General features: G+C 58.2%; 12 protein-coding genes and 1 pseudogene. 6 read left to right on the top strand and 7 right to left on the bottom strand.

Annotated features, from left to right (window positions below; genetic code table 11):
- The first annotated feature begins 62 nt into the window (after positions 1-62).
- A complete protein-coding gene (locus L1A08_RS18210; protein ID WP_238757953.1) occupies positions 63-866 on the top strand; it encodes a hypothetical protein in 804 nt (267 codons plus the stop codon).
- 51 nt (positions 867-917) lie between these two features.
- A complete protein-coding gene (locus tag L1A08_RS18215; RefSeq protein WP_238757954.1) occupies positions 918-2330 on the top strand; it encodes a sulfatase in 1413 nt (470 codons plus the stop codon).
- A 757-nt stretch (positions 2331-3087) separates the two neighbouring features.
- Here L1A08_RS18215 and L1A08_RS18220 read toward each other — a convergent pair.
- Positions 3088-4761 (bottom strand): DUF1598 domain-containing protein, encoded by a 1674-nt coding sequence (locus tag L1A08_RS18220; RefSeq protein ID WP_238757955.1) that lies wholly within the window; start codon positions 4759-4761, stop codon positions 3088-3090.
- Between the two features lie 402 nt (positions 4762-5163).
- Between L1A08_RS18220 and mutM the strand changes: the two genes are divergently transcribed.
- Positions 5164-6006, top strand: a complete 843-nt coding sequence (gene mutM, locus L1A08_RS18225; RefSeq protein ID WP_238757956.1) for a DNA-formamidopyrimidine glycosylase — start codon at positions 5164-5166, stop codon at positions 6004-6006.
- A 395-nt stretch (positions 6007-6401) separates the two neighbouring features.
- On the opposite strand, the gene mnmA is transcribed toward mutM, so the two are convergent.
- Positions 6402-7553, bottom strand: coding sequence for a tRNA 2-thiouridine(34) synthase MnmA (mnmA, locus tag L1A08_RS18230; protein WP_238757957.1), 1152 nt, complete (start codon positions 7551-7553; stop codon positions 6402-6404).
- A gap of 219 nt (positions 7554-7772) precedes the next feature.
- Positions 7773-8081 (bottom strand): hypothetical protein, encoded by a 309-nt coding sequence (locus tag L1A08_RS18235; RefSeq protein WP_238757958.1) that lies wholly within the window; start codon positions 8079-8081, stop codon positions 7773-7775.
- A gap of 1314 nt (positions 8082-9395) precedes the next feature.
- On the opposite strand from L1A08_RS18235, the gene L1A08_RS18240 reads away from it, so the two are divergent.
- The 3 genes from L1A08_RS18240 to L1A08_RS22870 all read left to right on the top strand — a co-directional run bounded on the left by L1A08_RS18240 (position 9396) and on the right by L1A08_RS22870 (position 16099).
- Positions 9396-12050 carry a HEAT repeat domain-containing protein gene (locus L1A08_RS18240; RefSeq protein ID WP_238757959.1) on the top strand — a complete coding sequence of 885 codons (2655 nt, stop codon included), beginning with the start codon at positions 9396-9398 and terminating at the stop codon, positions 12048-12050.
- Positions 12051-12434: 384 nt separating this feature from the next.
- Positions 12435-13064, top strand: coding sequence for an RNA polymerase sigma factor (locus L1A08_RS18245; protein WP_238757960.1), 630 nt, complete (start codon positions 12435-12437; stop codon positions 13062-13064).
- 725 nt (positions 13065-13789) lie between these two features.
- Positions 13790-16099, top strand: coding sequence for a protein kinase domain-containing protein (locus tag L1A08_RS22870; protein ID WP_315860604.1), 2310 nt, complete (start codon positions 13790-13792; stop codon positions 16097-16099).
- A 47-nt stretch (positions 16100-16146) separates the two neighbouring features.
- On the opposite strand, the pseudogene L1A08_RS18255 reads toward L1A08_RS22870, so the two are convergent.
- The 4 genes and pseudogenes from L1A08_RS18255 to L1A08_RS18270 form a co-directional block, all read right to left on the bottom strand.
- Positions 16147-17148, bottom strand: a pseudogene (locus L1A08_RS18255) (bile acid:sodium symporter family protein); the annotation flags it as partial.
- Positions 17149-17368: 220 nt separating this feature from the next.
- Positions 17369-18763, bottom strand: a complete 1395-nt coding sequence (locus L1A08_RS18260; RefSeq protein ID WP_238757962.1) for an MATE family efflux transporter — start codon at positions 18761-18763, stop codon at positions 17369-17371.
- A gap of 191 nt (positions 18764-18954) precedes the next feature.
- The gene (gene lexA / locus L1A08_RS18265) at positions 18955-19563 is read right to left on the bottom strand and encodes a transcriptional repressor LexA (protein WP_238757963.1); all 609 of its coding nucleotides are present in this window, start codon (positions 19561-19563) and stop codon (positions 18955-18957) included.
- A 498-nt stretch (positions 19564-20061) separates the two neighbouring features.
- Positions 20062-21369, bottom strand: coding sequence for a TlpA family protein disulfide reductase (locus L1A08_RS18270; protein ID WP_238757964.1), 1308 nt, complete (start codon positions 21367-21369; stop codon positions 20062-20064).
- Between the last annotated feature and the right edge of the window lie 190 nt (positions 21370-21559).

Raw genomic sequence — 21559 nt, forward strand, 5'->3', positions numbered from 1 at the left:
GGCAGCTCCCATCTGATCACTGTATTGTGCAGAAGATCCAATCCGCACAAAAGGAGCTGACCATGAGCGCATCCTGGGGACTCGACAACGGTTTTCTGGTCACGATGCTCTGCATCGCCGGCGGCTACATGCTTCTGGTGCCGCTGCTCGTCATCACGACGTTCAAGGCCAAAGCTCATCCCCAGGTGTTGCCCTTCGATCCCGAAGTGAATCCGCCCCCTGCGTCGGCTTCCGATTACTTCGAACGACTCGATGCCGAGTTGATCGAGCTCGGCTTCGCACGCGATGGATCTGTCATCGTGCCTGATCTGATCGACAACGTCCGAGCCGTCCTCTCGCTCTACACCCATCCGGGCAATCGCGATCAGGCGATGGTCACCGCGTTATGGGGTTACGCAGGCGAGCAGCCGATCGAACAGCAGAAGTATCTGGAGTTTCACACCCAGTTCAACGGAGACTCGCCGGCTTCATTTTGTACCAACGACAACGGCGTTCCCGGTGCATTCCCTGACAAACCGGAGTCTCCCAACTTTCGCTTTCCGCATATCGATACCGCGGCTCGTCTCTACCGCTGTCATCAGGAACTGATCGAAACCCGGTTCGCGCACCGCCACAAACTCCTTCGGCTCCAAGACGAGTTCCAGTCCGACATCGCCCGCTTCATCGGCGAAGGTGTTCTCAAAGGAGAGTTCGAGAAAGAGATCCCTCGCGGCTATCTCCGCTACGATGCCGAAGCCGACGTCTTCCGCAGCACCCTCTGGGGCGGCTTCCCGATGGCATGGCGCGCCACCTTCCCCGGCAAACAGGTCATCGGCGCCTGGTACCGGTTGCGAGGGTACCAGCTCGAAAACGAGCTGGCCGGCTGACCTGCGAGGCTGTCTGACACTCCGTATTCCAACCCCACGAGGTTCGCGCTCATGAAGAACACGATCTGGTTATGTCTGCTTGTGGTCCTGTGTTCTCGAACCGATCCGTCTGCGGCGGCGGAGGCCCCGAACATCATTCTCATCCTCACCGACGACCACGGCTGGAGCCAGTTATCGCAGCCGGCCGATCCGCGCGTGTCCGATGCGGTTTCCCGTTATCTGGAAACGCCGAATATGAATCGACTCGCCCAGTCCGGGATGCGATTCACCAGCGGCTACTCGCCGGCTCCTCTCTGCACGCCTACGCGTCGGAGCATACTCTGCGGCTCCGCGACCGCCCGTTGTGGCAGTGAATTCAAAAGTGACTGGGTGCCGGCTGATCACATGACGATCCCGCAGGCTCTCAAAATGGCCAACGCCGAGTACCGCTGTGCTCACTTCGGCAAGTGGGGCGAACAGATGATCTCGACGCCGGAAGAGTGCGGCTATGACTCGAGCGACGGCATGACCGGCAACAACACCGGCGGGATGCCCCGCACGCTCGGCATCGAAGGCGGCCACAACGATGGCCCGCCGCACTTCATCGACAACAAAGATCCCAAGCGAACCCGTTCGGTCACGGATCGAGCCATCGACTTCATGCAGAAGCAGCACGAAAGCGAGCATCCCTTTTACGTGCAGGTCAGCTACTACGCCCAACATTTGTCGGTTGTCTGCACACAGGAGATGCTCGACAAGTATGAACAGAAGGGCGAGCCCGATCGCGGTTACACAGCTGCCTGGGCGGCCATGATGGACGATCTCGATGAGGGCGTCGGACGGTTGCTCGACACGCTGAATGAACTCGGGATCGATGACAACACCTACGTCTTCTTCACGGCCGACAACGGTGGCCGCGGCACGGTTCCCGGCGGCGATGACTCTCGGCTCGCGACCAATTATCCGCTCACCGGAGCGAAGCATTCTCTCTACGAAGGCGGCGTACGCGTTCCCTTCTTCGCCAGCGGACCGGGTATCGAACCGGGCAGTGTCTGCCACACGCCTGTTGTCGGCTACGACCTTCTGCCGACCTTCTACGATCTCGCCGGCGGGACGAACCCGAAGAACAAACTGACCGGCGACGTCGATGGCATCAGTCTTCGTCCGCTCTTCAACCAGCCGGAGATGTCGTTGAATCGGAAAGACAATGCCGTCTACTTTCACCGTCCGAACAAAGGCTTCTCTTCGATTCGCCAGGGGGACGATAAACTGATGGTCTTCTGGAATCGCAACGGCAAGATCACCGGTCGCGAACTCTACGACCTCAGCTCCACTCCTGTCGAAGACGGGCACAACATCGCCGAGAGCAACCCGCAGAAAGCGGACGAGATGCAGAAAACGCTGCTCACCTTCCTCAAGTCCGTCGACGCCGAAGCCCCGGCAGACTTTGGAGCCGGCAGGAAGAACAGGAACCGCAGCAAGTAACTTGCTATCCCGACATCATCAACCAAGAGTCAACAACCATCAGTTAATCCAGGAGAGCATGAGTGGGACGATCACACAAGACTCCAGGTCCTCGCTACGAACTTCCGATTCTCCAAGCACTTTGCGAACTCGGGTCTGCTACGGGCTACCTAAGATCTTATTCATCTACAGAGTTTCGTGATCGCGTTTACGAAATTATGGGAGACGAACTTGGTGACGCAGACTGGGAAATACACGACTCGTCGACAACAGTTGCGTCGTTGAGACTGCGAACACAGCTAGGCCAGATGGTACAGTGGCGGAAAGGGAAGGGCGTCCTTCTCGACCTTGTTAAGAAATCCGGATCTCGCTCAGAATATCGGATGAACAACAATGGGATAGAATACTTGAACTCAAAAGCAGGAACACGATTCCCGCCCATTGAACCGACCAAAGAATTGCACACGAAATAGCACCGACGCTATACCATCTAGTTAAACGATTGTCATTCTTACAACGCACCGGCTCCCGTTGACATCATCGGCTCTTTCCGGGTAACAAACGCGGCTTGCGGAGTTCGACGAGTCTCCGCTGGCGGGCCTGCTGTTTCGTTCCTGTGCGCGTTCTGTTCGCGATTGAAAGCTGAATGATGATTCCACTGCGTTCCATTGGACAGGAAGGAATGGCTCCGGCGTGATCGGCGGTCGCCGTTCCAACGAAAAAAGCCATGCCTGAAAGCAGGCATGGCTTTGTGTTTACTCAGCGATTGGATCGCAGCTTACTTGGACGCCTGGACGTCCCACCACCAGCGGCCCGGAGCCAGTTCACCGGCTTCGGCCTGTTCGGCGGCGTCTTCGAGTCGCGGCGAAGCGGTCACGTTCGACAGCGGAGCAGAGACATTCACCTGCACGCCGCCAGCGACCTGAACTACGATGTTACGGCCGTTGTAGACCTTGTGGTTGACGACCGAGTCGACAACTCGCGGAGCATCGTAGCGGGCCGGCTGATAGCTGCCGTTGGCTGCGAAGTCTCCCAGATCCCAACCAGTCTGTGCGGTCAGGTTTTCCCGCTGAATCAGTGCAGCGACCAGAGCCAGATCGAAGATGTTCTGCAGATCGGCGAAGATCAGGTCATCGCGAGACAGATCTTCGTAGTGCTGCGTGAAGTTCGAGGCGAACTGCTGGTTGTTGGCTTCGGCAGTGCCGGTTTCAACCCGCTCGCCAGCCTGATTGATGAACTGGTTTTCCGACTGGCAGAGAACCGAAGAGCCCTGCAGTTCGTAAGCATCGCCGTCGCCACTCTTGAGAATGGCATCGCACTTCAACGAGAGCCACCAGCGGAGAGCATCGATGGTCGACATATCGGCGGCCTGCGACGGAGTCATCAGGTCGAAGTAGTCGGGAATGTGAGCCCCGGCTTCGAGCTTGCCGATGCCGATCAGCTTCATCCGGTAATCGGCTTCGACGATCACGCGAGCAACGCGGCTGTCGGCCGGGATGCCGTAAATGGTGACGTCCTGCTCGCCGAGCTTCCGCTGCAGCTGGTTGGTCCAGGAACGGACAGCACGAGACGACAGCGGGCCAGAAGCCTGCGATTCGGTGACATAGTCCTTCAGTTCCCGCAGACCTTCCTGACGGGGATCGATCGAGCAGCCGAAGATGCCTTCGCCGCCCGGTCCGAAGGTTCGCAGAACGGTGACGAGGTCATCGAGCTGCAGCGTCGGCACGCCCGATTCAGCACTGACGGGCAGGCCGGTCGCGGTGTAGTTCCAGCCAGCAGCCGGTCCAGCGATCACGATCTCGCCGGTTTCCGGATAAACGAAGACGTTCGTCACAGTATACAGACCAGCCAGATTGGCCATCGATTCGACAACCGGCAGGCCTTGAGCCAGGCGATCGTTGATGGCGGCTTCGAGACGGTTCAGAGAAACCATCCGCAGCGGAGCGGCCTGCGACATATCAGTGTTCAGATCGGCCTGACGAGCTTCGAGAGCAAGCTCTTTCAGGCGGTTGTTCTGTTCGGTGGTCGTGAGGCGAGCGACAACGCCATTGGCGTCGACATGAATCCCCCCGCCGGAATCGAAGTCGGTGATCGTTCCGAGACCGCCCAGAGCTTCCCACGTTTCCGGAGCGACGACGGTTTCGATCAGTTCGATCAACGATTCGAAGTCGGCTCCTCCCCCTTGCAGGGTCTGCTGACGAGCCTGAGCAGCGGTTGCGGTGGCTCGGGAGGCGTTCAGCGGCATCTGCCGGGCGGTCGCCCGTGCGGCTGCCAGTTCCCCGTTCTCGGCCTGTTCGGCTGCGATCTGTGTCAGCAGCGATTCGCGGGTCGCCTGGTCGTCGACCGATCGGGCCAACTCCATCGCAGCGACAAACTCGCCGGCAGCCAGATGGGCCGAAACCTGATCGGCTGGCGTCGCTGCCTGAGCCGCCGTGGTCAAGACGCCAGTCAAACAGACGGAAGCTGCGAAATTTAGCAGCCCGCGGGCAGAAGAACGGGATGGATCAACATGGCTCATGATGCGAGACCTCTTCGAGGAGCGTTGTGGCAACCTATCCTGGTAGTATCAGCAGCACTGCTCATCGGCGCAACTCGGGGCGCGCTCCAGCAGAATAGAATAATGGCATGCTTCTTAGGATCGTCCACGCCTGAAGCAACGTCAAGCACTTTCCCGAAAATCAGAGCGTTTCGCCGATCGCGTCCGGCTGTGCTCGAAAGAATGCGAACAGCCGCTAGAATGAGGCGTCCGAATTGCCCCCGAACATTCCGTTCGCACTCATTCCTCCGATCGGCCCGGCTGTAGCGATTCTCCGGGTCGCGACTGATCTGACAGCCGAATTCCCCGACGTCCATCATGCCTGAACTCCCCGAAGTCGAAACCATGGTCCGCGGCATCCGCGATGCAGTGGAGGGAGCCACCCTCACTCGAGTGGAGCTGCCGGTGTGCGCCTGTCGCCCGATCTCAATCAAACCCGACTTCCCTCTCCTGCAGGAACGTGTCGCCGGGCGGAAAATCGTTGAAGCGACGCGACGCGCCAAACGGGTCGTGTTACGGCTCGATAACGACGATCGGTTCGTCGTCGAACCCCGCATGACGGGACTCGTTCTGCTCGAAGACGCACCCGATGAAACTCACTTTCGCTTCGAATGGCATCTGTTGCTCAAACGACGACGTTCCATCCTTCGTTTCTGGGATCGTCGGGGACTCGGCACCGTGCGTCTCTTCTCCGCCGAAGAGTACGAGCAGGAACTCGGTCCTCCGAAGCTCGGTCCCGATGCTCTTGAGATGACGCCGAAGTTGTGGGCCACGCAGTTAAGCAGAACGGCTCGACCGCTCAAGGTGGCGTTGCTCGATCAGAAGCTGGTCGCCGGCATCGGCAATCTGTACGCCAGCGAAATCCTGCATCTGGCTAAGCTTTCCCCGCATCGTCCCGCCAATTCCCTTGAGCGAGCCGAATGGAACCGGTTGAACAAAGCGACGCTGAAGGTCCTCGAACTGGCGATTCGCTACGAGGGTTCGACACTCGGCGACGGCACGTACCGCAATGCCCTCAATAAAGACGGTTCGTACCAGAATCAGCATCGCGTTTACATGAAGCACGACCAGAAGTGCCCCACGTGCCGCAAGGGGACGATCGAACGGATCGTCCAGGCCCAGCGCTCGACGTTCTTCTGTGCGAAGTGTCAACCCGAGTGACTCGCGACTTTTTGCGACTCGACTCCGCAGTCATGATTTTCGTCCAGAGACAGGGAGCGGGCGTTGCCTACTTTGTCAGACTGCCCCGGTGTCACCGATAGGGGTCGCCCCGAAAGATTCTTTCGAGGCGGCGCAGCCGTGGGCGAAGTGCTATTGGACGGCTAATTAAAAGACGGTGTGGTCACCAGAAAAACAGGCGGAACGGAGCAAGTTGAGGCATGCGGCTGTTGCATCCTCCGACGGCTTCGCCGCCCTGATAGCACAGCTATCAGGGCCACCCGTGTCCAGGCCCAGAGTTCGACGTTCTACTGTGCAAAGTGTCAACCCGAGTGACGAGCCGCGATCGGCACAGGGTATTGGCAACCATGCGACTGTAGAAGAAGCATGACAATGCTCTAAATCGATTCCGACTGCGTCGTTGACCGAGCATCGTCTTTCTGCAGGCTCTTTTGAATCCAGCCTCCGCCGAGGACACGGTCATCATCGTAGCAGACAAACGCCTGGCCGGGAGCGACGCCGAACTGCGGCTCGTCGAAGTGAGCGGTCAGCGTGCCATCGTCGTGGACTTCGATCTCGCAATCGGCTGGCTTGTGCTGATAGCGAATCTGTGCCTGACAGCGGAATCGGTTCGGGACATCGACCAGCCAGTTCACCCGATCGGCGACGAGTCCCGGGCGACCGAGTTCTTCGTAATCACCGAGAACGACTTCCCGAGTGTCCGGACGGATCTCGGTGACGAACTTCGGCGTGCCAAACGCGATCCCGAGACCGCGCCGCTGGCCAATCGTGAAGTGCTGATAACCGGGGTGTTCGCCAAGGATCTCTCCGCTTGTTGAAACGAAGTGGCCGGCGGTTTCCTGCTTGCCGCGATACTGCTCGACGAAGCGACCGTAATCGTTGTCGGGGATGAAGCAGATTTCCTGGCTGTCCTTCTTGTTGGCGGTATCGAGCCGAGCCGCTCCGGCCAGTTCCCGGATCTTCGGCTTCTCGTAGGAGCCAACCGGAAAGAGGATGTTCGGCAGCAGGTCGCGTGAGAGCCCGAACAGGACATAAGACTGATCTTTGGACCGATCGACGCCGCGACGCAGTTCCGGTTCGCCGGACGGACCGGGCAGAATTTGAGCGTAGTGTCCGGAAGCAATCTTCGTGGCTCCGACTTGTTTGGCGAACTCCCACAACCGGCCGAACTTGAGCCAGTTGTTGCACTGCACGCAGGGGTTGGGCGTACGACCGGCAAGGTACTCTTCGGCGAAGTAATCCTTGATGCGACTGAAGGCATCCTGGAAGTTCAACGCATGAAAGGGGATGTCGAGTTCATCGGCGACGCGACGGGCATCGGCTGCATCGGAGGCGCTGCAGCAGCCCTGCTTGTGCGACTTCACATTGACGACCGGCAGAGCGCGGGGATCGTCCAGAGAGCAGGCGTCATCGGTGGCTCCGGAGCGCATGAACAAACCGATGACTTCGTACCCCTGCTCCTGCAACAGGTACGCAGCCGCCGAGCTGTCCACTCCTCCACTCATCGCCAGAACAACGCGTTCAGCCATTCCGATTCACCACTCGTCCGTTACGGTCAAATTGTCCACAAGTTTCCGACAGTGATCCCTGCCAGAATGTTCGCCCGCTATCGCATCCCTCGTTCGATGAGGTCTACGGCTATTCTCACGGGTCCGGGCGGAAACTCAACCGAGCTGTTCGATCCGCGCATGAAAAAAGCGACCAGCAGGACTGATCGCTTCATTGAGTCACCGTAGAAAGCAGGTCACTTAAGACTTCTTCTTGGTGGATTTCTTGGCGGTCTTTTTAGTCGCCTTTTTGGCGGTTTTCTTCACAGCCTTTTTCGCAGTCTTCTTGACGGCCTTCTTGGCAGTCTTTTTAGCTGCGGTCTTCTTGGTTGCTGTTTTCTTCGCTGCAGTCTTTTTGGCTGCGGACTTCTTTGCAGTTTTCTTGGCTGCAGTCTTCTTCGCTGCGGTTTTCTTTGCAGCTTTAGGGGCTGCAGTTTTCTTTGCCGCTTTCTTGGCTGTCTTCTTGACGGCTTTCGTCGCGGTCTTCTTGGCTGCCTTCTTCTTGGCCACGTTCACTCCTCCTCAGAGTTCGAGTGTGGAGGGTTTACCGCTGCTTACCGGGCGATGAATATTCGGCAAACCGCTTCCACGGTGATGAGTCCTTTACCAGATCATCCTCCTTTGAATGATCCGGTGTCCCTGATATTCCGGTGTGGTGGTCAGCTCGAAAGGAACTTATGTCGAATCGATTTGACCGTCACCCCTTGCCATCTAAGGACTTACACGAATTCGCCTAAATGTAAGGTTTTCCTTGAATAACGCAAGAGATTTTTCATTTGAAAATAACCTCGCAAAGTCTCGGTTTCCATTCGAAAAGTCCCTCCGTCACCGCCCCCATTCCGAAGGATCGGCTGACGACCTTCAAAGCCGCCAGGCGGAACGCGGGCCCCGTCGGGGCGCTGGAGTGGACTCGTTATCGGAGGTGACGATTTTGCGAACCGGAGAGGGCACTGGAAGTACATCCCGAGCCAGCTTCTTCCGAAAAGCCCATGTTTTCCTGATGTTTGCGCAGAACAGTTCGACACCAATGAAAGAGACTCCTGTCCCGTGGCTCTTCTGATTGCTGCCAAAAGTCCACTGCAGTGGAATCAATCCGCTGTGGCGTTTCCTGTTCTCCGAACTGCAACCATCAACTCCCGTGGAGTACCCTGGCGTGACGCGGGAGTCCCAGGGTAGCTTCATGGACTGGTCGAAAATCGTTCAAAGATTTTTTCGCTTTTTTGAAGCAACTCATCACCAAACGTGGATTACGAGCGGTTGTCAGTCACTTTCGTGAACCAGATAAGCGTGTCTCATCAGGCGCGTCGAACACACCTGACTTTGGTCAGGAAGGCGATCGGATGTTCGACTCTTCGTTCCGTTTCAAGATCACACTACGACCACGTTGTCGCCGGTTGATGACGTCACGCGGAGGGCGAGAACCACGTCATCGCGCTGGCGTCAACTCGGGTTCTGACAGCGCCGGCAACCAGGCCGATCATTGCAACTTTTACAGAGATGTCCCCCTTTCGAGGAGCTGAAGACGACGCAGCCTCACAAACCGGTGCCGAACGGTGCAGCTGTCGCCTTGCACTTCCCGAAATCGCTGAAAAACACTACGTTTCCGTTCCCTTCCTGCCACTTTCTCTTCGCTGGTTTTTCGCCGTGCAATCGCACCCGCCAGACTCGGTCGTTCATGCTCAGACAACGCCAGAGAACGTTGCCCGATCGCGGTATGTCTGTCGTCTGCCGGGGATTGTCTTTTCGTTGTTCTGCATTCTGCCCGCGACGGGCTGTCACAGCCTCGAAGGTCTACGAGATTTCTCTTCGACCTCGGGTCCCATAATGACGGCGACTTCGGCGAGACATTCCACTGAACTCCCGCCCGAAGTACTTCACCACCGCAATCATCTCCAGGCTCAACCCTGGCGAAGCCGTGAGCTCTGGCCAAGTCCATTTGCCGGTCCCGATGCTGTGGTTGATCTGGCGTCCACACCGCGATTCCGCTGGACAGTTTCGGTTCCGGAAGCGCTTCCTGATTCCGCGAAAGAGGATCGTTCTTCCGACGAGGATCTGGTCCCCGAAGAGACCGCAACGAATGCGTTCCGGCCTGAGGGCGCGGACGTCACCGGACCCGAGATACAATCACGTTCGACCTTGAGTGCCTGGTGGGTGCTGTCAGAACAGAACACCCCGGGCGGTTGGAAGGCCTGTGTCCTTCTCGCTCAGACGGCTCCGGAGAAGCTCGACCAGACTCGCCTGGATCGCCTGGAAGCGATCGCGGCCGGAACAGCACGCGTCGACGCCGCCGAGCAGGAAGTCATCCTCTTACCGGGCGAGGAATCGACCGGATTGAAGCGTTTCCTCGATCGGTTCAAGACTCCCACAGAACAGCCCGATCTCAGCGAAGACGTAGCGACTGTTGCCGAGACGATGATCGACGAAACGGCTGAGGTGGTTCCCGAACCGGATCTGCGAGCGGCCGCCGCCGAAGCGTGGTGCTTTGCACTCTCGCGACAGCCTTTCGTCGAAGAAGGAAGTTACCGCCAGGCCGGGTTATTGTTGATGCAGGAGGACCTGCCGAATGCTGTCCGCTGCGAGCTGTTTCGCGGAGTCGCCCGGGGTGTCGCTCCCCGTCGCATCCCCGGCCTGAACGACGCTCTGGAGGGTGTTCCGACGCTGCAGCCTGAACTGCGACTCGCCGCACTCGATGCGTGTCTGATCCACGCGCTGCATCATCCCCAGACGACCTCGACGACGTCCGCTCCGAATCAATCCCTGGTCACGGTCGACCTTACGGAACTTGATCCCGACGGCATCTGGCCGCCCACATTGTGGAAGTTGCGCTGGGACGATTCGCCGGCGATCGTCACTCGTTTTGGACATTGGCTTGCGCTGACTGGCAATCCACTGGCCGAGTCTTACCTGAGTGAGAAACTGAACCATCTCAATCCGGATGTGAAGCAGACGGCGGTCTGCAGCCTGGGACTGCTCTGCACCGACTCAAGCGAAGCTCTTCTGCGACAGCGGGTGGAGCGGGATCAGGGACGACAGAAAGCGGTCGCCATGCTGGCGCTCGGGTACCGTGATCCCGACGTCGTGTATCGTCATGCTCACGATGCCGATCCGAGTGTCCGGCGGTACGTCGCTGAGTTCGCCGGGAGGCATCCCTCCCATGCGGCGACAGTCACCCTGCAGTCGCTGGTAGTCGACAGGGATCCGGCGATTCAGCTGGCTGCGGTGCATTCGGTCGAGAGCTGGTCGGCTTCCGAAGCGTTCCCCATTCTCTCGATCGCGTTCGAAGAGGGCGTCCTGAAAACCCGCCGGGAAGCTCGCCGACTCCTAGAACAGCACTTCAATCTGGTCATCGCCGCCTTTGAAGACACCGACGAACAACGAAAAACGATTCTCGACCAGATCCGGCAGGACAATGCCCTCACGCTGGCTTCGAGAACGTCGTCCGTCGAACCGAGCGGCACGAGTAAGCCCGCGGTCGCCAGCGACGAAAGTCGCAGCCAGCTGGCCGCCTCCCTGCAGGAGCTGATGTCCGATGACGTGTCGATCGAACGGCGTCAGAGGACTCAGAAAGAAATCAAGACTCTCGTCGATGCTCATCCCCGAATGCTGGATGAAGCGTTGCGAACACAGCCGGTTGCTTCGCTGCGAAAGACTCTCGGGCGACTCGCGGAGATTCCGATCGAACGATGCCGCGTCGTGCAGGAACTGAGTCATTCGGAACTTCATCAGCGGCGGAAGGCGGCTCGCGACATTGCCGCATGGGCGACGACTGAGACGCTGCCCGAGTGGGTCCTCACGATCCTGGCGGACGACCTGAATCAGGAACAGGATCCCCAGATTTGCCGCTCAATCATGGCGGCGATTGCCAGCGACACCACGCCCTCCGCGCGGGCGGTTGCGGAAGTGGCATTGCGACATCCCTGGTCGGATGTCCGAGTCCTTGGATGTCAGTACGCGGCTCAGCATCGACTGCCGCAACTGGCTCCCCTGCTTCTCCCCCTGCTTCAGGAACGGAATGCCACCGTTCAGCAGGCCGCGATTGATGCAGCCGGGCTTTGTCGAAATCCGCTGGTCATCGATGGCATCTCTCAAGCGAATGCAGCCGGCCGGAACGGACTGCGTTCGCTGCTCGGAACAGTCAACACGAGTATGGAACTTCGCGTGCTGACCGCGCTGGCCCGATTGCAGAACGACCAGGGACGTTCGGAACTGATCAAGCTGACCTATTCCCCCACTCCGGAGCAACGGCGACTGGTCCTCGAAGCGATTGCTGAGCTTGAAGATCCGTTCTTTCAGGAACCGCTGCTGAATATGGGATGGACCGAACAGGATCCCCAGGTTCGTCGCGTTCTGCTCGAAGCACTCGAACGAATGGTCGATTCGTCGCGGGGGCCGGAAATCAGTTCCACCGCGACCTACGATGAGAAAATCTCGGCATGGTCCCAATGGGCTGAGAGCAATCGCACTGCCAAATTGCAGTAGGCGTCTCGCCGAGTCCGCCTTCGGCAGAGTCCCCGCAAATCGCCTGATCATCAGAAAATCGGGGCAGCCGGCCAGAAAGCGGGAAACAGGCTGGAAATCGGCACAGGGACTGCGAATACTGATTGCAGAGCCCTGAGTTTCCCGATCCTGCAGATTTTACGCCTGCGTCTGTCGGCATGTTGCTTTCGGAACGCACCGAACTGGATCGTTTGCTCAGCTGTCGTCGATAATGTCCTGTAGTGCGCGGCCTTGAGAGGCGAGCCCGCTCGAAGAGGAATTCGGCTGGATGTCGAGACAAAATGATCCTGACGGCGCTCGCGTTCGTTCTGAGTACTGCTGAAGGCCCCGGCGGTTCGGGGAGTACTGATTGGTCGAGGGTGAAGTATGGCGGAACAGACTACCGGCACGGCACAGCTTGAAGACTGCATTGCACGTCTGAATGCCGGCGATTCGCTGGCACGCGGGGAGTTGCTCAATCTGACTTGCGAGCGACTGCTGCGGCTCACACACCATATTAAGCAGTCATATCCGAGCGTCGCTCGTTGGGAACAGACCGACGATATCCTGCAGACCGCTTCGATGAAGCTCTATGAAGCGCTGCACAATGTCGAACTCAACGACGCCCGACACTTCTTCCGTCTGGCGGCCAAGAAAATCCGTGAGACCCTGCTCGATCTGGCCCGACATTATCAGGGTCCGATGGGCGTGGGAGCCAATCACGCGACGATGCCGCCGACGCCGGCCGATCAGAGCCAGGGACCTTCGCTGCTCGAAGCGGGCGAACTGACCTGCGATCCTCGCCGCGTGGCTGAGTGGACCGAAATGCATAAGGTGATCGAATCGCTCCCGGACGAATCCAAAGAGATGTTCGACCTGCTGTGGTACCACGAGATGTCGCAGGAAGAAGCCGCGAGCATTATCGGCATCAGTGTCCGCCAGGTGAAACGCCGCTGGCGGGACGCCAAACTGTTGCTGGCCGAACGCATGAACGGCGAAGCTCCCAGCGTGGGCTGAGTCACATGGACGAAGAATCAGGGACGTGCGCGAAACGTGGCGCTGATCCTGACGACGCTATTGCTGGCAGGAATTTTCTACCTCGGGTCCGCCGCGCCCGTTTGGGTCCTGTCTGGTCCGCTGGCCGAAAAAGCTCCGTCGGTCGTCCCTGTCATTTGCAGGGTCTATTTCCGACCTATTTGCAAGCTTTGTTGTCTCTGGCCTGAGTTCGCAGAGCATGAGCGAAAGCGTCTGCGATGGTGGTCGAACCGCACTGGAATCCCAATTCACGCGCGAGTCCAATACCGTTGTCTCTCTGATGGACATTGTGACGGGTCGGAAATAGCTCGTTCCCCGGGGGCGGTGCCGTCCGCTTTCTCTGGGGATTCCCTGGCAGGACTCGTCACTCCGGCTGCTGCTGCGTATCATTCTTGGACAAACAATCGCTCATTCCGTATCCTGACATCCGGACACGATGCCGTCGTATCGTCCGTAACTCGGGCCCTCCCTGCCTCCTGCCGTATTTCCAGATGCTGCATCGGTTCCACATTCTGATTTCATCTGCGGAAATTTCCGCAGATTTCGGGGAAGAGTCGACATGCTGATGCGTTCTTCTCACGGAGGCCCGTCAGGTCATCGATGGGAAACAGTAGCGAGAATGGCAGGGAACCGAGCACTGATCGACGCAATTCCGACTGCAGCCAGATCGGATTCTCCGGCTGCAAACTGAGTTTCAGGCGACAAACATGACCACGGAAGAATTTCGAGTCCCGGACTCCGACGCCCAGACAATGGATTTTCTGCTCGATGCGTGGGAAGAAGCCATGGAGCGGGGCGATGTGACTGCGCCTGAAATTATCTGCAAAGATCATCCGCATCTGCTCGAGGAGTTCGTCAATAAAACGGAGATGCTCGCGCGCGTGCACGGGAAACTTGATCCCAAACCTCAAAACGCGGCTCCCGGACATCTGGCTCCCGGCCAGCCGGAACCTGTCCCGAGTTCTCTGATCCACTGGAGCACCGACGTCAGCGGACTCGACTATCACGCTCACGGCGGACTCGGCATCGTCTTCCGGGGATTCGACCAGCAGTTGCATCGCGATGTCGCCGTGAAGTTCATTCGCGAACGTCGTCGCCGCAATCCGCTCGACCTGCAGCGGTTCCGAGTCGAAGCCGAGATCACCAGCCGCCTCGATCACCCCGGCGTTGCTCCCGTTCACGGCTACGGCATGACCGATGCCGGCGTGCCGTTCTACACCATGCGCATGGTCGAAGGGCAGACGCTGCAACAGCGAATCGATGGCTTTCACAATCGGATGCGTCGCGAAGAGCATCCGGGTGAACGCAGCCTGGAATTCCGGAAGCTGCTGTCATCGTTCATCAGTGTCTGTAATACAATCGAGTACGCCCACACACGCGGAGTCATCAACTGCGACATCAAGCCGGGCAATGTCATGCTGGGCAAGTACGGTGAAACGGTCGTTCTCGACTGGGGATGCGCCAAGTACGTCGGCAGTGCCGGACGAGCGAAGTCGGTCGGGGAAGAATCGCTCAAGCCGTTGTCAGATACTGGCGGAAGCACGATCTCCGGTTCGACCGGCGGCACGCCGATTTACATGAGTCCCGAGCAACACGCTCAGGCTGAAGACATTGGTCCTCCCTCCGACATTTACGGGCTGGGCGTGACGCTGTATCGGCTCATCACCGGACAGGCGGCATTCTCTCCCGATAACTCGCTTCCGCAGATCCGTGAGTCCGTCCTTCGTGGCAAGTTCCGTAAGCCGAAGGACATTTGCCCCTGGCTCTCCAAGGCGCTCGAAGCGATTTGTCTCAAAGCGATGGCTCTGGATCCGGAAGACCGGTATCAGTCGGCGGCTGCCCTGGCCCAGGACCTGGAACGGTATTTGGGTGATGAAGAAGTCGATGCCTATGTTGAACCGATCAATCGGCGCGTGGCTCGACTGATGCGACGACATCGCGGGATTTCCCAAGTGATTCTGCTCAGTGCACTCACGTTGATACTGTTCTCGTCGGTCTTTGCGGTGGTGATGGGACGCTCGGCGACCCGGGAAGCCGCCGCCCGCGAACAGGCCATGATGATGCGGAATCGTTCCCTGCAGCTCGCCGCCCGTTCCGCAGCCACTTCGATGGCGTTGAAAATTAACGATGCCTGGCGGATTCTGGAGATCGAATCGAACTCCCGGCGTCTGCAGGATGGCATGGCGGGACCAGGAAACGCACCGGATCCACAGCAGTGGAGCGAAGTCCAATCCGTCCTCAATCACATTGCAGCCACGCACGCTCAGGCCACTCAGGCCTCAAGCTGGTTCCTCTGCAATAAAGACGGCGTGCAGGTCGCCCGGTATCCTTTACTCGATGAGGAGGGGAATCCGTACGATAGTATTGGTCGCAACCTTTCCTACCGGGACTACTTCCACGGCAATGGAAATGATCTCGCAGCCGGTGAAACCGGGACGCCCCCGCACATCAGCGATATCCATCTCTCGGCTGTCTATCAGAGCAGCAACACCGCCGATCTCAAGGTCGCCTTTTCCATTCCGGTCTGGTCCAAATCCAATGGAGATGGAGATCGCGAATTCCTTGGCGTGCTCGGCTATTCCGTGGAACTCGGCCGGTTTGCGGTCCTGCGCGACGAAGCCGAGAGTCGACGCCTGCGGGAGAGTTCCGTGCTCGTTGATTTGCGAAATCCCCAGGGATCAGCCGCCAGTCATTACGGCATGATCCTTCAGCATCCGGAACTCAGCACCTTGCTGCAGAAGAAGAATCCGTCACTTTCAGCGATTCCACGACTCAACGGCGAAGAGCTGGAAACGATTGAGCAACATCGGACGGAGCGAATTAACCAAATCCACGAAGCCGGCTTTGCCGCCTCCACCTCCGACGTGCTGCTCGTCCAGAACTATACCGATCCCTTCGACGAAACAGGTTCGTCGTCGTACATCGCGGCGTGCGAGCCAGTCTGTGTGGTCGGACGTCCGTCGGGATCGTTCAATACGGGCTGGCTGGTCATCGTGCAGGAATCGACAGGCGACTGACGCCGGCGATCCATCATCAGCGCGACTTCATCGACCAGCCCGGCGACGATGTGCTGCACGAGCGTGTAGAAGATGATGACCAGATGCAGCGTGGCGGCGGCTGGCAACACTGCGGTCACGAGCACCAGGGCCACACCGGTATTGCTCATCGCTGTGGAATACATCACTGCCAGGCGATCGCGACGCGGGAGCCGGCAGAGTCGCGAAACAAGCCAGGCGGCTACGAACAGCAGTCCGCAGAGAATACTGGCCGAGACCGCGACCAGCAGGATGAGCAAGGTATTTCCGCCGGCCAGGATTTCCGGCAGCGAAACCGCTCCATTGGCATAGTTCAGGACAAGCAGGAACAGGCTTGTCATGATTTTGATCGTCAGCTTCATTCGCGGAAACGCATCGCGAATAAACACGCTCCGAACCAAAACGCCGAGCGCGGCTGGAATAATCACCCAGGTCATGACGAATGACCCGGCGTAGCCACGACCGATCTCTGCGTACTCACTGATGAATTCCGGGTTCACAAACCGGCTGGCGAATCCAACGAGTCCGGGGACGAGAATAGGACTCAGCAGCACGCTAATGACGATCAGCCACATGCTGAGCCCGACATTCGCTTCGGAGTGATGGGTCCAGGCCGCCGACGAATTCGCCACCGGCATCACGGCGACCAGAATCACGCCGAGGAGAATCAGATCCCAGGTATTTCCGGCAAAAAGCACACCGCCGGCGATCGCCAGGGCAATGATCAGACAGCAGGACACGACGCGAATCGAGAGACCGAGCACGATCAACTTCGGGTGCCGCGTCAGGCAGAGCAGTTCCCGGGCTGGCACCGCCAGGCCGGTGTTGAACAACAGTCCCGCCAGCAGCAGGTTGACTGCGGTCACCGGCCCCAAACCCAGCGACTCGCTGCCGGGAACCTCGAAGGTGCGTAACCAGACGCCGGGAGCCGGGAAGATCGCCGCCAATCCGTACACCAACGCGATCCCTGGCAGCAGGTATCGCTGCAGCATCTGTTCCAGGCGTTTTGGAATTGGAGGTTGATTCGTCATGAGATCACAAGAGACTGGCGGCACAATTCGAGCGAGCTGTCCGCAGTGGGGAGGCGTCCGGTCAGGACATAGTCTCGCGACGATCCAAGCGGAAATCGACGCGGGGAAGGGACATGAAAAATTCCGGAAAACTCGATTTTCTCCGAATCCTCTTTCCGCATCATAAAGGCAAGTCGACCGGCTTTCCTAGAGCGAGTTGGACTTAACTCCGAAAGCCCACTCAGCTCCGGTCCGAGGGGGTTTCGATCACGCTCATCTGTTTCCATTTCCCCTGGCGATACCGGGCATACATCACCACGCCGACCAGCACGATGTAGCTCGTGACAATCACCCAGCTGGCGTACAAATTTCCTCCCCAGTAGATCCAGACGAGAGCGGACGGAATCACGAGAACGAAAATGCTGGCCAGCAGGAAGAACACAAACGGAAACAGCGAGTCTCCCGCCCCCCGGATGGCGTATGCGTAGACGATCCCGAATACATCGAACATTCCGTACACGGCGATAAACCTGAGCAGAACGATCGCGGTCGCCTCGATCTGATGGAAATCGGCTCCCGCCGCGTACGCACTGAATGGGCTGATGAGCAATCGCGGCAGAAACAGATAGGCCAGACACCAGACCCCCATGTACGTCATTCCCAGAACCACCGCGTGCCGCACGGTCGATTCCGCCAGCAGCGGCTGACCTTCTCCCACCCGGCGGCCCACCAGCGTCATCACGCCGGTACCCAGGCCTAGCATCGGAATGAACGCCAGTGAGTTCAGGTTGAATGCCAGATTCGTTGCCGCCAGCTCAGCTGTGCCCAGCTTTCCCACGAAGAACAGAAACGTCGTATATCCGAACAGATCGACAAAAATCTGCAGTCCCACGGGAACGCCATACCAGATCATTCGCCCACAAAGTTCGAGATCGAGCCCCAGTTTCGACCACAGCGGATAGCCGTCCCGGTGGCAGTGATAGACCAGAATTCCCATGAACAGGAGCGTCGCCATCACGTTGGCGCACACCGTGGCGATTGCGGCCCCAAAGATCCCCTGTGCGGGGATCGGTCCAGCTCCGAAGATCAGAATCGCGTCGAGCGCGAGATTGATCAGCACCGCGAACAGATTGACCCACATTACGATTGCGGTGCGACTGCGACCGGCGAAGAATCCGGAGAGAGCGTTCACGAGCAGGACAGCCGGGGTCCCGAGGCAGAGCGTCGAGAAGTAGATGATCTCGTTCCGCTGGACATCGGGGGGATGGTCCGCCAGGGCAAAGATCCAGGGAGCCGCCAGAGAACAGGTCGCCAGCGCGCTTCCGAACACGAGACAGATCCAGATCGACTGCCAGATCACGCCGGCGACACGATCTTTTCGCCCTGCCCCTTCGTATTGGGCGACGAACGTCCCGGTGTAATTCGCCACGCCGAGTGCGAAGCTGATGATGGTCCAGTTCAGCATGCCGGCAGGCATCGTCGCGGCCAGGGCACTGTTGGAGTGCCAGGTGAGCAGCATTCGGTCGACAAAGCTGATCAGTGACTGGGACCCGAAGCTGACCATCAGCGGCAGCGCGACCATCAGCAGTTCATGAGCTGATCCCGGTTGATAGCGATGCTGAGTCTCGGCCGACATGAGCGCGCGGTCTGGAAAACGGTCAGGGATGGATGCCGGCAGTGTATGCGACCAGAGAAATCAGAGGAAATGCACCAAAGACGCCAAAATTCTGACAGATCAAAACGTTTTCAGTATGACAGCGCGTAAAAAAAGAGGCTTCGGACGAAGCCTCTTATCGATCAAATTCTCATCCGAGCCGCGTGCGTCAATTAATACTGACGAATCACACCGTTCACGACGCCCAGAATTTCGACGTTGTTCGAGTAAATCGGAGACATTGAAGAGTTGGCCGGTTCGAGACGAATTCGGCTCGGTTCGCGGAAGAACCGTTTCAGGGTTGCTTCGTTGCCATCGACGAGAGCGACAACGATGTCTCCGTCTTTGCAGTTCTTGGTTCTCTCAACAACCACGTAATCTCCTTCAGCGATATGATCTTCGATCATCGACTCGCCTTTGACGCGGAGACAGAAGTGGTTTTCATCATCAAACAGGCCGGAAAAATCGACCAGGTCTTCTTCTTCGACAGCCAGAACCGGGCTGCCGGCGGCGATCTGTCCTGCCAGACGCAGTGACGTCGGACGCAGCTGAGCATGATCAGTCAGCTGAATCGCGCGAGACATATGGGACTCGCGGGTAATGAGACCTTTGCGCTCCAGCGCTTTCAGGTGACACATCACGCCATTGGGAGAACGGATTCCAAAGTGATTGCCGATCTCACGAACGGTCGGACCATATCCGCGGTTAATGATCTTCTCTTTCAGGAAGTCATAGATGGCGGACTGGCGGTCTGTGAGAGGCGGATGAACCTTGTCAGTCATGGGTTTGTTCCTTCGTAAAAACAGCTGGCCCGGATTGAAAATCCACTGGTAACGCGTGCTCACCTCAGATCGATTTGATCGTTTTATCGTGATGTCGAGAGTCTTTCCAGCTCATCGTCTGCACGAGCGTGCAATAGCCAGTATATTTACCAATATACCACTGTTTATACACCGGGACAACCGTGAAACTGGACAGACGCGAGGTATTCCTCTGCCCGATTTGAACGTCTTTCCAGGAGTTTTCCGTCCGCAGCGTGGTCGGAGTCCTGAATTTTTTTCGTAAGAAATTCAAAACTGGCGTCTCGACAACCGGTCCTGACCGCGTGGCCAGCCATTCCAAAGAAGCAGCTGGACTGGCCATTTCTGCCGATGAACCGGAGTGAGCATCGATACAAGCTACCACATAGAGAGGATAGCTCACAAGTTTCAACGAGTGTCCGGCAGATCCACCGCTGTGGATTCGACCACCCGGGTAGATTTGGGAGGCTCGGACGGGTCCTACTTCTCGGCGACCGTTTTTCGCTGAGGCAAGTTCTTCAACTGGTCTCCTGAGACCTGAGTCGCCTGAACGACACCTTTGGAATCGATGAACCAGTAGCTCGGGACCGTGTCGATCCCATACTGGCGAGCCAGCGGCTGACTGGCTCCGCGAAGTTCCGGCTCCTGGTAAAAGATATGTTTCCCGGGCAGCTTGTGCTCGGCAATGTACTTGCCGACGGCCTCTTCTTCGTTGTCCAGACAGATGCCGAGCACAGCGAAACCTTCGTTCTCCACCAGATCCTGCAGAGCGGGAATCTGTTCGGCGAACTCGTGCGAGCGCGACGACCAGAAGACGACAAGCACCTGTTGCCCTTCGAACTCTTTCAGACTTACTGTCTGACCATCGTAAGTCGGTCCCTCGATCGCCACGCGACGATGCGTCAGTTCCATCCTTCGCAGAGCCGCTTCGATCCGGGGACCGAACGGAGTCTGCGGAAACGCCTGGGAAACCAGTGAGTAACATTCGATCGCCGGCAGGGTCAACTGGCGTTCTTCGCAGAGTTCGCCTGCTCCGAGCAGTTGCACAATCGCACGAGGCTCTTCCGCCGGAAAGTTGGTCGCGAACAGCTTGGCCTGTCGGACATATTCACTCAACCACGGAGAGTCGCTGTCGGTGCGACGGGCCAGGGTTTCCGCGAGTCGGACAATCGTGCCGGCGGCCGTGACTGCCGCGATCGATTCCGGACGCTGACGCCCCAGCAGAGCCGAATCGTCGTAGAGTTCCTGGAGAGCCTTTTCGTCGCCCTGCAACGCCAGTTGAAAACGTGCTTCCATCAAGGCGTAAACTGCGGCGTTGAAGACCGCTTCCTTCTCAGGGCGAAGATGTGTGAGAGAAATCGCGTGCGAGGCGAGCGAAACGATTCGCTGATTGTTGTCACGGATCCGCCGCAGCTGAACGTCTTCCGGCGTCTTGCTGTCTTCACTGATCTGTTTCTGGGAATCGCCGAGAACAGCCGCGATCTGTTCGAGATCCCACTCTGGCGTCCCCGAAGCAGCCGGAGTCTCCTTCAGGGGAAGTTTCTTAATGACTTCAAGGGAAGCCGTCTGAATTTCCGGCGTCAATTCCGATTGCGTCGCTGGCCGAATCTTGAGCACCGGCATCGCGGCTCCGGAATCGTCAAGCTGACGATCGGTCGGTTCAGCCTGCACAATTTTGGGAACGGGAGCAGGTTGCTGCGGTGCGTCCTGTTCCGAAACGGATTCGGAGCGATTGCAACCAGCGGAACACGAGAGCAGAACCAGCAGAACGACCCGAGATGCGGGCATCCCGAACGTTGTGCGACATGTTTCCACGCGTGAAAGCGGCTTCCCTGCCAGATTCATTGCTTCGCATTCCTCATCTTGAAAGCTGACGGAGCAGGTCGTCGAACTCCTGTCGACGGCCCGGCGGCAACTGACATCAGTTCCCCGTCCAGAACATTCATGGTGTCCGCACTTCCGGCGGAACGCTAAACTG

The sequence above is a fragment of the Rubinisphaera margarita genome (genome assembly GCF_022267515.1).
Lineage (GTDB): Bacteria > Planctomycetota > Planctomycetia > Planctomycetales > Planctomycetaceae > Rubinisphaera > Rubinisphaera margarita.

Bases quoted from the DNA above. Each gene is read 5' to 3' on its own strand.
- lexA (WP_238757963.1), bottom strand. From the start codon at position 19,563: ATGACTGACAAGGTTCATCCGCCTCTCACAGACCGCCAGTCCGCCATC.
- L1A08_RS18245 (WP_238757960.1), top strand. From the start codon at position 12,435: ATGGCGGAACAGACTACCGGCACGGCACAGCTTGAAGACTGCATTGCA.
- mutM (WP_238757956.1), top strand. From the start codon at position 5,164: ATGCCTGAACTCCCCGAAGTCGAAACCATGGTCCGCGGCATCCGCGAT.
- L1A08_RS18210 (WP_238757953.1), top strand. From the start codon at position 63: ATGAGCGCATCCTGGGGACTCGACAACGGTTTTCTGGTCACGATGCTC.
- L1A08_RS18270 (WP_238757964.1), bottom strand. From the start codon at position 21,369: ATGCCCGCATCTCGGGTCGTTCTGCTGGTTCTGCTCTCGTGTTCCGCT.
- L1A08_RS18260 (WP_238757962.1), bottom strand. From the start codon at position 18,763: ATGTCGGCCGAGACTCAGCATCGCTATCAACCGGGATCAGCTCATGAA.
- L1A08_RS22870 (WP_315860604.1), top strand. From the start codon at position 13,790: ATGACCACGGAAGAATTTCGAGTCCCGGACTCCGACGCCCAGACAATG.
- mnmA (WP_238757957.1), bottom strand. From the start codon at position 7,553: ATGGCTGAACGCGTTGTTCTGGCGATGAGTGGAGGAGTGGACAGCTCG.
- L1A08_RS18215 (WP_238757954.1), top strand. From the start codon at position 918: ATGAAGAACACGATCTGGTTATGTCTGCTTGTGGTCCTGTGTTCTCGA.
- L1A08_RS18240 (WP_238757959.1), top strand. From the start codon at position 9,396: ATGACGGCGACTTCGGCGAGACATTCCACTGAACTCCCGCCCGAAGTA.